15 protein-coding genes are annotated in these 13,772 nt (G+C 39.8%); 12 read left to right on the forward strand and 3 right to left on the reverse strand.

What is annotated here, in order from left to right:
• Positions 1-257 precede the first annotated feature (257 nt).
• From ATS72_RS16850 to ATS72_RS16905, 12 genes are all read left to right on the forward strand, one after another.
• Positions 258-1,826: a sensor domain-containing diguanylate cyclase gene (locus tag ATS72_RS16850; protein WP_237113120.1), complete on the forward strand. Its 1,569-nt coding sequence runs from the start codon at positions 258-260 to the stop codon at positions 1,824-1,826.
• Between the two features lie 134 nt (positions 1,827-1,960).
• Entirely contained in the window at positions 1,961-2,614 is a 654-nt protein-coding gene (locus ATS72_RS16855) for a thermostable hemolysin (protein ID WP_058429349.1), read from the forward strand.
• Positions 2,611-4,089 carry an AMP-binding protein gene (locus tag ATS72_RS16860; protein WP_058429350.1) on the forward strand — a complete coding sequence of 493 codons (1,479 nt, stop codon included), beginning with the start codon at positions 2,611-2,613 and terminating at the stop codon, positions 4,087-4,089. Before ATS72_RS16855 ends, ATS72_RS16860 begins: the two co-directional genes overlap by 4 nt.
• Positions 4,082-4,771, forward strand: coding sequence for a TenA family transcriptional regulator (locus tag ATS72_RS16865; RefSeq protein ID WP_058429351.1), 690 nt, complete (start codon positions 4,082-4,084; stop codon positions 4,769-4,771). The genes ATS72_RS16860 and ATS72_RS16865 overlap by 8 nt, the downstream gene beginning before the upstream one ends.
• Complete coding sequence (locus ATS72_RS16870) at positions 4,768-5,538, forward strand: SDR family oxidoreductase (protein WP_058429352.1); 771 nt, start codon at positions 4,768-4,770, stop codon at positions 5,536-5,538. Before ATS72_RS16865 ends, ATS72_RS16870 begins: the two co-directional genes overlap by 4 nt.
• A 13-nt stretch (positions 5,539-5,551) precedes the next feature.
• Complete coding sequence (locus tag ATS72_RS16875) at positions 5,552-6,199, forward strand: hypothetical protein (protein WP_058429353.1); 648 nt, start codon at positions 5,552-5,554, stop codon at positions 6,197-6,199.
• Between the two features lie 11 nt (positions 6,200-6,210).
• Positions 6,211-6,870 carry a response regulator gene (locus ATS72_RS16880; RefSeq protein ID WP_058429354.1) on the forward strand — a complete coding sequence of 220 codons (660 nt, stop codon included), beginning with the start codon at positions 6,211-6,213 and terminating at the stop codon, positions 6,868-6,870.
• A gap of 62 nt (positions 6,871-6,932) precedes the next feature.
• A complete protein-coding gene (locus ATS72_RS16885; protein ID WP_058429355.1) occupies positions 6,933-8,234 on the forward strand; it encodes an ATP-binding protein in 1,302 nt (433 codons plus the stop codon).
• Positions 8,227-8,580, forward strand: a complete 354-nt coding sequence (locus tag ATS72_RS16890; protein ID WP_006793322.1) for a cupredoxin domain-containing protein — start codon at positions 8,227-8,229, stop codon at positions 8,578-8,580. Before ATS72_RS16885 ends, ATS72_RS16890 begins: the two co-directional genes overlap by 8 nt.
• Positions 8,567-9,307: a hypothetical protein gene (locus ATS72_RS16895; protein WP_058429356.1), complete on the forward strand. Its 741-nt coding sequence runs from the start codon at positions 8,567-8,569 to the stop codon at positions 9,305-9,307. Before ATS72_RS16890 ends, ATS72_RS16895 begins: the two co-directional genes overlap by 14 nt.
• Positions 9,304-10,017, forward strand: coding sequence for a hypothetical protein (locus ATS72_RS16900; RefSeq protein WP_008132926.1), 714 nt, complete (start codon positions 9,304-9,306; stop codon positions 10,015-10,017). Before ATS72_RS16895 ends, ATS72_RS16900 begins: the two co-directional genes overlap by 4 nt.
• 238 nt (positions 10,018-10,255) lie before the next feature.
• A complete protein-coding gene (locus ATS72_RS16905) occupies positions 10,256-10,465 on the forward strand; it encodes a cold-shock protein (RefSeq protein WP_002959120.1) in 210 nt (69 codons plus the stop codon).
• A gap of 308 nt (positions 10,466-10,773) precedes the next feature.
• On the opposite strand, the gene ATS72_RS16910 is transcribed toward ATS72_RS16905, so the two are convergent.
• The 3 genes from ATS72_RS16910 to udk form a co-directional block, all read right to left on the reverse strand.
• Complete coding sequence (locus ATS72_RS16910; protein ID WP_058429357.1) at positions 10,774-11,484, reverse strand: substrate-binding periplasmic protein; 711 nt, start codon at positions 11,482-11,484, stop codon at positions 10,774-10,776.
• 267 nt (positions 11,485-11,751) lie between these two features.
• On the reverse strand, positions 11,752-12,978 hold the full coding sequence (locus tag ATS72_RS16915; protein ID WP_008132935.1) for a NupC/NupG family nucleoside CNT transporter: 1,227 nt from the start codon (positions 12,976-12,978) through the stop codon (positions 11,752-11,754).
• Positions 12,979-12,995: 17 nt separating this feature from the next.
• Positions 12,996-13,628: a uridine kinase gene (gene udk / locus ATS72_RS16920; protein WP_006794607.1), complete on the reverse strand. Its 633-nt coding sequence runs from the start codon at positions 13,626-13,628 to the stop codon at positions 12,996-12,998.
• Between the last annotated feature and the right edge of the window lie 144 nt (positions 13,629-13,772).

Genomic DNA, 13,772 nt, shown 5'->3' on the forward strand with positions numbered 1-13,772 from the left:
GCAAAATACACTCCAAAGCTAAATAAAATGAACAAGTGAAAGCAGCTTATCTATTTTTTTATACAACTGCAAAATAAGCGCACCCTAGTTAGTAGAGGGAATGTAACGTCACAATGTAATAAAAAGTTATTTGGCTGGTTATTAAAAATACACTATGTGCTCAAATATTAGATAATTAATAAATGGCGGGGTATAATTGTAAATACTTTTTAACAAAGTACTTGCTTTAATAGCAGTGTACTGTGGGCTGTTTACTTTTGCTGAATAAATTATTTCCTGTGCTTAATCTGCGTCTTCTTATTGTGCTATTGGCTTTTTCTGCGGCTTTAGCCACGCTCATTAGTAGTTTTCATTCAACGTACCAAGTACAAAAAGAGCAGTTAGTAAGCCATACATTAGAAAGTAACTTCGCTTACGCTAATAAATTAGCTTCAGCAACCGACAACTTTTTAGAGTCGGCAAAACAACAACTTGCATATTCAGCAAATAAAATTGAGCAAAACATAAATAATGCAGCATTACTGCAAGAAGAAGTAACGCGTTTAAATTTGCAAACAAATAGCTTTAATTCAGTAGTTATAAGTAAGAATGGGGTTATAAATGCCACATCCCCTTATTTACCTGAAATCATAGGAAAATCAATTTCCTCTCCCGGCGCAACACAGGCTTTAAAAGAAAAAAAGCCACTTATTAGTATGCCGTACATGTCAGCAGCCAATAATTTAATTATATTTATATCGCATCCCTTATTTAACGAAGAAGGGAATTATTTAGGCTATGTGGGCGGCTCGTTATATTTAAAAGAAAGAAATATTTTAAATGATCTCCTAGAGCAACACTTTTATGAAGGGGGTTCGCACCTTTATGTCGTCGATGCTAATAAGCAAATCCTTTATCACCCAGATAGTAAACGAATAGGTACAAGCGTTTCCAATAATAAAGTAATTAATGCGGTTATTACAGGAGAGGCGGGGCAAGCCGTTGTTGTAAACAGCAAAGGGGTAAAAATGCTCGCAGGATTTTCACCCGTTATTAATTCAAACTGGGGCGTAGTTGCCCAACGTCCCATCAAAGCAACACTTGCGTCTCTAGATACATTAATCATGGAAGTATTTGCAAGAACGCTCCCCATGGCGTTGCTCACCTTCATACTCATAGGTGTATTTTCGTATTTTATTTCACGCCCATTAAAGCAACTCGCTAGTAGCGCAAACAGACTCGACGAAGTAAACAGCATAGAAAAGCTAAAAAGAATAAAAGCGTGGTACTTTGAAAGCCAAAGATTGAAGCTGGCCATGCTTAATGGCGTCAATATTTTACAAACACAAATAGGGCAACTTAAGCACGATGCCCAAACCGATCCGCTGACAAACACCCACAATCGTAGAAGCTTAAATGGTTTACTTAGCCAGCTAATGTTAAAGCAAACACCTTTTGCTATTTTAGAAATAGACATCGATTTTTTTAAACGTGTGAACGATACCTTTGGGCACGATAAAGGCGATGAAGCACTTAAAGTATTAGCCGATATTATAAAAAAGATCTCTCGAAAAGGGGATATTGTATCGCGTATTGGTGGTGAAGAGTTTTTACTTGTATTGCCTCATGAAGATAGCCAAAGCGCTCTAAAAATAGCAGAGCGATTACGCACCACTGTTGAAACAACGCAAATGGAAACAATCGGTTTTATTACCGTTTCAATCGGAATTGCAACTTGGCCAATCCATAGCAATGACATCGACCAAGTATATAAATGTGCAGACAAAGCGCTTTACCATGCTAAAGAGCATGGCCGTAATCGCTGCGTAGTGGCCGAGCCTAGTTAGTATAGACATGTTTAACTTGAATTAAACTTTACTTTAAAAGCCCTTAAATTTATTTAAGGGCTTTTTTGTTTCTTAAGTTTTTTTTAAGTTTCGCTCTTTAACTTATAAACATACTCCTTAAACGGGCGATGTTTATGCAATTAGCACAGTCAAATTTATCACTAGATAACATATCAAATTCGGCACATTTAATAACTGCTCGAGAAAATGATGAGCATCGCAATGCACTAGAATCTGCGGTAAAAGATGGATTTTTAGTGGCTTACAATGCAACGCTTAAATCATTTATGCCACTACTTTGCCAATACACAACAAGTGAGGGGCAATGTACGTTAGGTTTAAGGCAAGCCACCTCTCCCTTATTTATTGAGCAGTACACTGCAGAGCCCATTGAGCACTTTTTATTAAAACAAACTCCGCGTAGCAAAATATTTGAGCTAGGTAACTTATGCTCTACACATCGCAGGGCAACGCTTGGTCATTTTATTGTTGTTAACGAGGCACTTTACAATGCTGGAGCTAAGTATTTAGTATTTTGCGCCACAAAAAAAGTAAGGGCGATGGTTCGAACGCTGGGGGTTAACTGCACTGAGGTTGCTGTTGCAAACAGCTTTGTGGTTGAAAACCCATTAAGTTGGGGAAGTTATTATGCAAATCAACCTACGGTGTGCATTGTTAATTTAGCGCAGGCACATCAGCAAGTACTTAACACACTCATGCTGTTAAATATTAAACAGCAAAATACACAACAAATTAATGCCTTGATGACTGCGTTGGAGAGCTTATGAGCCTATTAAATAATATTAATAAGGTAGCGAATGAGCCAGTGGTTGTTAGTTACTTAGCCAATAAAGTGATGCCTATTAGCGCTTTGGAGTTACAACAAGAAACTAATAAGCTAACAGCTATTTTTAACGCTTTAGACTCAGGTGCAATTGCCTTCCAGCTTGATAACACTCCAGCTTGGCTGGTTGTTGATGCCGCAACCAGTGCAGCAAACAAGGTTGCGGTGCCTATCGCCCATTTTTTTAGTCAGCAGCAAACACAGTATGTGCTAGCGCAATGTGGTGCGCCGTTTTTTATTAGTGATATGCCTCGTTATTCGCTTGGTAAGCATTCATTGTCGGTAACATTATTTGAGCATTATACCCTTTATATTTATCAGCTCGATGCGATTGAACCCGTGGACTATTTTACTGGTACGCAAAAAATTACATTTACTTCAGGTTCTACTGGCGAGCCAAAAGGGGTGTGCTTATCAATACAAAGCCAGATGCAGGTAGCTCAGTCATTATGTGAGCAAATAAACATTTGTAACCCCGTGCATTTATGCTTACTCCCGCTGCCAGTATTACTGGAAAATATAGCGGGTGTGTATGCACCTTTGTTAAGTGGCGGTTGTGTACATTTAATGCCGTTAAACGAATTAGGTTTTGTTGGCTCAGGGTTAAAAAACCCTAACAAACTCATTGGTGCAATCGATAGTGTAAAACCTAACACCCTTATTTTAGTGCCTGAGTTATTAACGTGTTTAGTTGCCTTTGCAAAACAAGGCTGGCAGCCACCAAAGTCACTTAAGTTTATTGCTGTTGGCGGAGCACGGGTTAGTGAATCTCTAATTTTAACTGCACGAGAATATAACCTACCGGTTTATCAAGGTTATGGTCTGTCTGAGGCTGCTTCAGTAGTGAGTTTAAACACCCCCAACTATGACGATATAAATAGTGCTGGTGAAGTATTAGGGCACGTTGAAACCAAAGTTGAAAATGGTGAGTTATTTATTAAAGGAGCGTTATTTTTAGGGTATTTAAATCAAGCGCCGCATAACCCAAATACCTGGTACGCCACTGGCGACTTAGTAACTAAGCGCAATAATAAGCTGTACATAAAAGGGCGAGTAAAAAATCTGATCATCACCAGTATGGGGCGCAACGTTAGCGCTGAATGGCCTGAATCATTAATTTTAAGCCAAAGTGCGATACAGCAAGCGGTGGTGTTTGGTGAAAGCCAGCCATTTTTAAGCGCGCTTATATATGCGGCACCCGAGTTTAGTGATGAGCAATTAAAAGCACATTTAAAAACAGTAAACCAGCAACTTCCTGACTACGCACAGATTAAAAAGTGGCACCGTTTGGCACAACCTTTAAACGAGCAGCAAGGATTTTTAACCGCTAATAATCGCCCTAAACGAGCGGCAATTAGCCAGCACTACAGCCCTATTTTTGAACAGTTTTACCGACTTGGAGAAGAGATCCATGAGTGATTTTTTTAATACATTAAAAGCACAAACTCAAAACGAGCGTGAGTACTTATTAGCTGCGCCAATTATACAGCGTGTATTTAACGGACAAGCAACGCTTGAAGAGTATGCCTCGTTTTTAGCGCAGGCTTATCATCATGTAAAACACACCGTTCCTTTAATGATGTCACTTGGCGCACTTTTAACTGATGAGCAAGAATGGTTACGTGAAGCGGTAGCTGAATATATTGAAGAAGAAATTGGTCATCAAGAGTGGGTGCTAAACGACATTGCAGCCTGTGGGTTTGATAAAGAAAGTGTGCGCCATAGTCAGCCACAATTCGCCACTGAAATGATGGTGTCGTATGCCTACGATAGTATTGCACGTAAAAATCCGCTTAGCTTTTTTGGCATGGTTCACGTATTAGAGGGGACCTCAATTGCGCTTGCTGATGGAGCCGCATCAAACATAGCGAATGCAATAGGGCTTCCTAAAAAAGCATTTAGCTATTTAACCTCTCACGGCGCGCTTGATATAGAGCACGTAAAGTTTTTTGAAAACTTAATGAACCAAATTACTGACGAGGCGGATCAGCAGGCTATTTTACATGGTGCAAAATGTTTTTATCGTTTGTACGGCGATATTTTTCGCGCTTTAGACGACGAGCCGTTTTTTAAAGCATCAGCACAAGAGCAACACGCATGAATACCGGCTTATGTGTATTAACTGGTGCGACAGGCGGAATTGGTCAAGCGATTGCTAAAACATTACACGGCCAAGGTTGGCAACTGCTCTTGGTGGGGCGAAATAGTGATGCCCTCAATACGTTAAGTAGCCAATGTCCCGGTAGTATAGTTTTTGTGGGGGATTTAACGGTTGCCGAAAACATGTTGGCACTAGCCATTAAAGCCAAAAAATTAGGGGGCGCTAAGTTACTCATAAACAATGCAGGCATTAATGTAATGCAAAGCTTAAGTGCATCGAGTAGTGAGCAAATTGATAATCTACTGAGCACTAATTTAGCCGTCCCTATGAAATTATGTCAGCTGTTTTTAGCGCAGTTGCACGCGAATAAAGGCTCCATAGTTAATGTTGGGTCGTCATTTGGCAGCATAGGTTACCCGTATCAAACACTTTACTGTGCTAGTAAGTTCGGTTTACGTGGTTTTAGCGAAGCGCTATCACGAGAGCTTTCAGACACACCCGTTAAAGTTAGTTATTTAGCACCAAGAGCAACCGATACAGATATTAATGATGCACAAATACGAGCAATGAATAAGGCGCTTGGTAATCAAATGGACTCCCCGCAGTTGGTAGCTGATGAGTTAGTTGCGTTATTAAACTCAAGTAAAACCAGACGATTTATTGGTTTTCCTGAGAAACTTTTTGCACGTATCAATGGCGTTTTTCCAGGTATTGTGGATAACGCAATTGCCAAACAGCTTCCTAAAATAAAACAGTTTTTAGGTTAATAGAGGATTTATTATGAAAAAATTTACTTTAGTAGCTTATTTAAGCATTGTTAGTGTGTTTTCATCGCCGGTATTTGCAGACGAACAAAGCGATTTACTCGCTATTCAACAGCAATGGGCGGTTGCTAATTATGAGCTTGAAGGTGATGCACAAATCAAAGCCTTTACTCAACTGAGTGAGCAAAGTGCTCAATTTATTGAAAGCTACCCTGATTCAGCAAATAGCTATACGTGGAACGGCATTGTACTGGCCAGTTTTGCTGGCGCAAAGGGCGGGTTAGGGGCGCTGGGCTATGCTAAAGATGCAAAAGTGTCATTAGAGCAAGCCCTTAAAATAGACGACAGTGCTTTAGGTGGCTCAGCGTATGCCAGCCTAGCAACCTTATACAGTAAAGTACCGGGGTGGCCTATTGGTTTTGGTGATGATGACACCGCCGACAAGTTTTTTAAGCAAGCGCTCGCTTTTAACAAAAAAGGCATTGATGCTAACTACTTGTATGGTGAGTTTTTATATGACGAACGTGAATATGAGCAAGCTAAAGCCCATTTGTTAGTTGCGCAAGCAGCAGGTATTCGTGATACTCGTGCTAAAGCTGATAAATATCGTCAACAAGCAATTAGCTCTTTATTAGCTAAAGTAGATAAAAAACTAAAGAGATAGCAAAATAAACAATGCATTTATTATTAGTTGAAGATGATCATCTTGTGGCGCAAGGGCTTTGCCGCTCATTGCGCCAAGAAGGCTACAGTGTAGAGCATAGCGCAATGGTTAAGCATGCATTGCAATGCTTAGGCAGTGGTGAAATAGAGTTGGTTATACTTGACCTAGGTTTACCCGATGGTGATGGTTCACAAATTTTAAAGCACATAAAAGCACAAAAAAAAGTGATTCCGGTGGTTATACTAACTGCACGAAGTAGCATTGAAGACAAAGTGCAAGGGCTTGATATGGGCGCTGATGATTATTTAGCTAAGCCATTTGAACCAGCCGAATTATTTGCTCGTTTGCGCGTAGCGAGCCGCCGAGTAAATCAAGCTCAGTCGAGTTTATTACAGTGTGGCGAAGTGACTATGGACACGTCAGCGCATAGTGTCACACTCAACGATGAGCTACTTTCTCTGCCACGAAAAGAGTACATGCTGCTAAAGGCGCTGTTGGAAAACCAAGGTCGCGTGCAATCTAAACAGCAGTTAGAAAATAAACTCTATCAGTGGGGAGAAGAAGTTGGCTCCAACACCATTGAAGTACATATTCATCACCTACGAAAAAAATTTCCCAGCGATTTTATTAAAACTCTCCGTGGTATTGGCTATGTCGTGGGAAAGAGATAGTTCACGTGATTAAAACGCCCCTAGATTGCACAAACTTGAATTTACAAAGGTAACCATACTCTATGTCAATTCGTAAGCGTTTAACCCTTATTTTACTGTCAATGATGGTGTTAACCTGCTTTTTAGCTTTAGTCAAAGGCTACCAAAAAAGTATGAGCCATGGTGAGCAATTACTCGATAGTGAACTAAAAGTGGTCGCTGGAGTGTTGATGCAACAGCCTTTATCTATAAACGCCATGGCGCCAAAAATACAAGACAGCGCCCAGTTACTGTATCAAATTTGGCAAGGCGGTGAGCTCCTTAGTGGCTCTAATGAATTGAATCTAAATTTAAGCCAGTATCAAGCGGGTTTTCAAACGCTTAATATTGCAGGACAGCGAATGCGGGTATTCGTTTTTGTCACTTCTTTACGCACCGTGATTGTTGCCGAGCCGATTGCTAAGCGGTTTGAACTTGCCGAGGCGGTGATTTTATCAGCCATGTTGCCTATGCTTTGGGCGGTTCCTTTGCTTGCGATATTTATTAGCTTTTTTGTTAAATATGCACTGGCACCATTAACCCGTTTATCAAAACAGTTAGCTCTGCGCCAAGCAAATGATTTCACTTCGATCAATTGGCAGGTGACTGATGAAGAGATAAAACCGGTGATCAGCCGCTTAAACGATTTATTTAAACGAGTAGAAACCGCCTATTTACGAGAGCGTTTTTTTGCCTCTGATGCGGCACATGAATTACGTACTCCCCTGAGCAGTTTAAAAATTAATGTGCACAATTTGGCAGCTCAACAAGGAGATAACCAAGAACTACAAGCCATGACCCAAGGTATTAATCGACTGTCCAATATAGTCGAGCAAATGCTAATACTAGGGCGTACTCAGCCAGAGCAGTGGCAAAAACAGTTTAAGGAGCAGTCATTATTGGCGATCACGCAAGAGGTAGTTAGCCAGTTGTATGAAAAAATAGAGGCTAAAAACCACACTATTAGTCTTGAGGGAGATGACTTTATCATTAACGGTGATGAATTTACCTTAGTGACGTTGATTTCAAACCTACTTAGCAATGCCATAAAGTACGCACCAGCCAATGGACAAATAAAAATAACGCTAAAGCAGATGCACAAGCAGCGTATTTGGCAAATAGAAGACAGTGGCCCAGGTATGGCGGACGATCAAAAACAACGGATATTTAACCGTTTTTATCGTGTTGGCGGTGACCAACACCCTTCGGGTGAACAAGGTGCGGGTTTAGGCATGGCAATAGTGCAGCATATTATTGCTATTTATCGCGCTGAAATTCACTTAACGGATAGTGATTTGGGTGGCTTAAAAGTACAGGTAGTTTTTGCAGGAGCTAAATGTGATTAAACAACTTATTAGGCCTTACTTATATTGTTGTGTATTTTTATCATTTAACGCCGCCAGTAAAGACTATCGTATTGTACTTAAAGATCATTTGTTTTACCCCGCAGAAATTGTCGTGCCGGCCAATAAAAAGGTACGCTTGTTAATCGAAAATCAAGATAGTACGCCTGAAGAGTTCGACAGTTTCGATCTCAATCGAGAGAAAGTACTTTACCCAAAGCGCAAAAGCGTTATTTATATCGGGCCATTAATCCCTGGGCGCTATGAATTTTTTGGCGAGTTTTCGCCCAATACGGCGCGTGGTGCTGTCATAGTGACTGAAAAGGAGCGTTCTAATGCTAATAACTAGCCTAGTGATGAGTCTAAACCAGTTACTGCCGGTGGCCATTTTACTTATTTTACTCCAAGTTGTAGCCAAGCAAAGATTAATGAAATTGCTGGGAGGGCTTATTTTAGGGAGCGGGCTTTCATTTTTGTTTGTAAAAAGTGCGCCGTTAATGAGCCCCTTGTTTGACTATCAGGGTTTAGAATATGCCCAAATTGGTTTGTGTATTTTAATTTTTATTAGTGCACTGTACTACGCCATTAAACAAGCAACAGCTGCTTTTATGATTGCGATTATCAGTGTAATGACTCTTTATTTAAGTCACTACATTATTTACCTGATTGGCTTTTGGCAAAGCAACGAAGCGGCTCAAAGTTTATTTATTGGCACTTTTTTAGGATTGGGAATATGCAGCAGCTTTAGCGTCTTGTTGTATTTTTTATTGAGTGCAATCAAACAGCGCTTTGGGCTTACCCCTTTATTGGTATTGTTAGCTTTAAATAGTGCGGCAAAACTACTAGTGGCACTTGATTTAGCAAGCCAGATTGACTTAATAGCAACAACGGTAACCGTATGGGATTTACGTGACATTTTAACCGAAAACTCAGAGTTTGGACGAGTATTGCGAGCTTTGATCGGTTATGAGGCTACGCCAAATTTAACCAGTCTTTTAAGCTATGCGCTGAGCAGCGTATTATTTTTATCTGCTTGTTATTTTATTCCTAAATCAATCACTAAGGAAAAATCATGAAAGCAATAAACCTATTTGCAGCTACTGTATTAATTGGTTTTTGTTTATTAATACCTAAGCTCGCTTATGCTGATGGCATAGTAGTAGATAAAGTTTATCACCCGTATGTGTTGCCGTTTGAACGAGAGCTTGAGTGGCGCCTTGTGTCGCATCAAACCGACAGTGGCAATATTTTAGCTCAACGTATTGGTTTAGGTGGCGCCATTAACGATACTATGGCACTCGAAGGTTATTTAGTGGGTGAGCGAGATGATAACGGCGACTTTGGCTTGCAAGCGTATGAATTGGAGCTTAGATGGCAACTAATAGAGCAAGGCCGGTTATGGGCCGATTGGGGCGCTTTGTTTGAATTTGAAAAACAGCATGACGCCGACGCATACGAAGCAACCTCCGGTTTTGTAATTGAAAAAGAGTTTGGTCGTGCAAGTCTCACCATGAATGCTTTTTTGGTATACGAATGGGGGCAAGACATAGAGAACGAATGGGAAACAGAGTTTAGGGCACAATATCGTTACCGATACTTGTCTGCGTTTCAACCCTCTATTGAGTTATATGCAGGGGAAGATTTTATCGGAATTGGGCCCGGGTTTATTGGGCTATACCGGTTTGAAGGGCAAAAACAGCTAAAATGGGAAGCTGGCTTTATAAGTGAAATTAGCCAGTCTGAAAAAAACCACAGTTTTAGACTTGCCCTAGAATTTGAATTTTAAGCATATAAATACAGGTTGATTATTTATTGCTCAATAAAATAAGGAAGTGCTTGACTTATATTTGGTTATCTATATAGTGGGCCGCAGCTAGAAAGAAAGCATGTAAGCTATAAATCTCCATTTCGTTGTTGTATAAGTAATACTTGTAGTACCGTCCTGAAGTTTTTAAAGTACCATCTCATTTTTTGCTACACCCGCTCATATGAGCATATTTTTTATTTTATATCAGGATATTACAATGTCTAACATCGTATCAGGTACAGTTAAGTGGTTCAACGAGTCTAAAGGTTTTGGTTTCATCGAGCAAGAAAATGGCCCAGACGTTTTCGCACATTTCTCAGCAATCAAAAGCGAAGGTTTCAAAACTTTAGCTGAAGGCCAACGTGTAGAGTTCACTCTTTCACAAGGTCAAAAAGGTCCTCAAGCTGATAACATCACAGCTGTATAATTTTACTTTTTAAGTAAAATGAAAAAAAGCGCCTAGGGCGCTTTTTTTGTGTCTGAAACAAACCTAACTTATTCAACAACCAGGACCTAATGGCAAGGATCACAATTAAAGTGGTTCTACTTGACCCCAAGGTCTAATATAAACACCTATTTAGTGACAGGGTTAGGTGCTAATAAAAAGCCTGTATAGCTTTAATTAGTCAAAGCGTAAAAGAGAGTGAGTTAAAGCACCGCTGAGCAAATACTACTTATTGTTAGTCATTTTCCTCACCTGCACATCATTTAATTAAAAGCCGCGTGTAATTTAACTCATTTACCGTAAGGGCTTCTTTTAGTTTTGCTCACTTGTTTGTGCGCTTCTTCCATTTTTTCTATAAGAACTTTATCTGTATCTTTATTTGCAGCTAAATAAGCAACCGTTGTTAATGTATCTATTTTAAAAATAAATTTTAAGTGGCCCGGTTTAAGTTTAAAGTAATCACTATATTGGAGCATATAAAGCGGGTCATCCAATATTAGGTCTACTTTTTTGGCTAGTAGTAACTTATAAGAATGCTGTATATCTGAAGTTATAACGCCCTCAAACCCCATTTTAGTGAGAGTTTGGGTCGAGAAGTCGTTATGTTGCATAGCTATTTTGTAATTTTTTGCTTGGTCAATATTATTGATTACTATATCGGTTCTGTCTGATAGCCCAACAAACCCCATTTCAAAGCGACCAATTTCCCCTACCCACTGAAATTGATCTTCACGTTCTGGCGTGCGAGCAATGCTGTAAATAAACGTGTTTTTTTCCTCGCTTGCCATTTTGTAGGCGCGGGCCCAAGGGTACATTTGTATGTCTGGTGTTAAACCAGCCTGTTTAAATATATCTCTTATGTACTGTGTTCCTTTACCTTGAACTTCACCGTCTATTAAAACTTGATTAGGTGGTGCTAATTCTGTAACAACCAGCAAAGGCTCTTCAGCTAAAGTACTAAATGATAAAAAAAGGATAAAAAAGGTCAGATTATATTTCACTACAACTAGTCAATTTAAGCTTGGAAACACTTAATTAAGTGTGGTTTAAAATTGTTAAATTTACAAAGTATTAGTGGTTATTTGAGTTGTAAAAATCTCATAATGAAAATAAAGAGAGGATATAGGAAGGAAGATAACTTTATTAAAGCCCTAAAACGATAAAAGGGCCTTGCGGCCCTTGGTGAAGTATCGTTCAAGTCAGCTAGCACTTTAACCCCTTAAAGTACTAACTTCTTGTTTTGCAACACCGGTTCATCTCTTAAGTTTCTAAGCTAGCGAGAGGAAAAACCCAGCAATTGCTGCGCTCATAAGGTTAGCCATAGATCCTGCTAACACTGCTCTGAGCCCTAAGCGTGCGATATCCTTCCGCCTGCTAGGCGCCATACCGCCTAACCCACCTAGTAAAATGGCTATCGATGATAAGTTAGCGAATCCACACAAAGCAAACGTAACAATTGCTTGTGTGTGCGCACTTAACGTATCGCGATAATTTATAAAGTCTAAGTAAGCAACAAACTCGTTTACTACTATCTTTTGACCAATAAAGCTGCCGGCTATAATTGCTTCATCCCACGGTACACCGAGTAACCATGCAACAGGAGCAAATACATAACCTAAAATTTCTTGTAGCGTTAATGTTGGATGATCAAACCATCCGCCTACACCACCTAATAAACCATTTAGAAGCGCAATTAACGCTACGAATGCCAGTAGCATTGCACCAACATTAAGTGCTAAATGCATACCATTTGCCGCACCTGATGCAGCAGCATCAATTACGTTTACCGGTTTATCATCGTCGTTTAAATCTAAATCAGCTAAGTTATCTTTAGGTGTTTCGGTTTCTGGCACAATCATTTTTGCCATTAAAAAACCACCTGGTGCCGCCATAAAGCTGGCTGCAATTAAGTACTTAAGCTCTACACCAATAATTACGTAACCAGCCATTACAGAGCCAGCTACAGTGGCTAAGCCACCTACCATTACAGCAAATAACTCAGATTTGGTCATCGTTGCTATAAAAGGTTTAACAATTAACGGCGCTTCAGTTTGGCCAACAAATATATTTGCCGTCGCTGAAAGTGATTCTGTTCGCGAGGTTTTTAAAAGCTTTTGTAAACCACCGCCTAAAATTTTAATTATCCAGTCCATAATGCCTATGTGATATAAAACAGCGACCAGCGCTGAGAAAAACACAATAACGGGCAAAACCTGAATTGCAAAAATAAAACCTAGCGTGTCTTGCGATGCCAGCGGGCCAAACAAAAAGCCTATCCCGTCATTCGCGTAGCCAATAACCGATGAAACGGCTGCTGACATACTTGCTAATACGTTTTTTCCTGCGTCAAAAAACAGAACAAAGCCGCCAATAACAACTTGCATTGCAAATGCTATAGCAACGGTTCTTAAATTAATTGCCTTGCGATTAGTTGACGCGGCAAAGGCAATGCCCAGCAGCACACACATGCCTACCAAGCTCATAAATGTTGTCATACAAATGTTTCCCGTTGTTATTCTTGTAGTAAATATTTAATTTTACTTTTTATAATATCAATCGCAACGCGGTTCATGCCGCCTCGAGTCACTACTAAATCTGCATTATGCTTAGAAGGCTCAATAAATTGATAAAACATCGGTCTTACAGTTGCTTGATACTGTTCAACAACAGATTGTAACGTTCTGCCTCGCTGCTCCATATCACGTTGCATACGACGCATTAAGCAGATATCTAAAGGAGTATCTATAAATACCTTAATATCAAATTCTTTATTTAGCGCTTTGTCGCTCAGTAATAAAATACCTTCAACAATTAAAATTTTTGCAGCGGCTACACGTCGCGTTTTATCGCTGCGGGTATGCTGTGCATAATCATATGTTGGTACTTCTACTGAATTTCCACTACGAAGTTGAGTTAAATGTTCAAGCATTAACTCATGTTCAAATGCATCAGGGTGGTCGTAGTTCGTTTGCGTACGATGAGCCATCGGCAAATGCGACTGATCCTTGTAATAAGCATCTTCTTCAATAATGGCAATTGCGCCCGGTTCAAGCTCATTAACCAACTCGTTGTATATAGTTTGGCTAAACAGAGATTTGCCCGACGCAGACGCGCCAGCAATAGCTATAATAGTTGTTCGTGTCACTAAAGTTCTCACCCACACAGAAGGATATATTGTTGGTAGATCACAATAGCAAAAAAGACACGATTAATCTCTTTTGCTTCGCTTAAGAACGCAAATTTATAATGTTTAGGTTTTATGAAACAGGACTTTTGTCCTGTACGGAAA

It is taken from the genome of Pseudoalteromonas sp. 13-15 (genome assembly GCF_001468205.2).
Classification (GTDB): Bacteria; Pseudomonadota; Gammaproteobacteria; order Enterobacterales; family Alteromonadaceae; genus Pseudoalteromonas; species Pseudoalteromonas marina.

What these genes read in the sequence shown, in the direction of transcription:
- ATS72_RS16880 (WP_058429354.1), top strand. Translation starts at nt 6,211, where the DNA reads ATGCATTTATTATTAGTTGAAGATGATCATCTTGTGGCGCAAGGGCTT.
- ATS72_RS16865 (WP_058429351.1), top strand. Translation starts at nt 4,082, where the DNA reads ATGAGTGATTTTTTTAATACATTAAAAGCACAAACTCAAAACGAGCGT.
- ATS72_RS16870 (WP_058429352.1), top strand. Translation starts at nt 4,768, where the DNA reads ATGAATACCGGCTTATGTGTATTAACTGGTGCGACAGGCGGAATTGGT.
- ATS72_RS16905 (WP_002959120.1), top strand. Translation starts at nt 10,256, where the DNA reads ATGTCTAACATCGTATCAGGTACAGTTAAGTGGTTCAACGAGTCTAAA.
- ATS72_RS16895 (WP_058429356.1), top strand. Translation starts at nt 8,567, where the DNA reads ATGCTAATAACTAGCCTAGTGATGAGTCTAAACCAGTTACTGCCGGTG.
- ATS72_RS16915 (WP_008132935.1), bottom strand. Translation starts at nt 12,978, where the DNA reads ATGACAACATTTATGAGCTTGGTAGGCATGTGTGTGCTGCTGGGCATT.
- ATS72_RS16855 (WP_058429349.1), top strand. Translation starts at nt 1,961, where the DNA reads ATGCAATTAGCACAGTCAAATTTATCACTAGATAACATATCAAATTCG.
- ATS72_RS16885 (WP_058429355.1), top strand. Translation starts at nt 6,933, where the DNA reads ATGTCAATTCGTAAGCGTTTAACCCTTATTTTACTGTCAATGATGGTG.
- ATS72_RS16900 (WP_008132926.1), top strand. Translation starts at nt 9,304, where the DNA reads ATGAAAGCAATAAACCTATTTGCAGCTACTGTATTAATTGGTTTTTGT.
- ATS72_RS16875 (WP_058429353.1), top strand. Translation starts at nt 5,552, where the DNA reads ATGAAAAAATTTACTTTAGTAGCTTATTTAAGCATTGTTAGTGTGTTT.
- ATS72_RS16860 (WP_058429350.1), top strand. Translation starts at nt 2,611, where the DNA reads ATGAGCCTATTAAATAATATTAATAAGGTAGCGAATGAGCCAGTGGTT.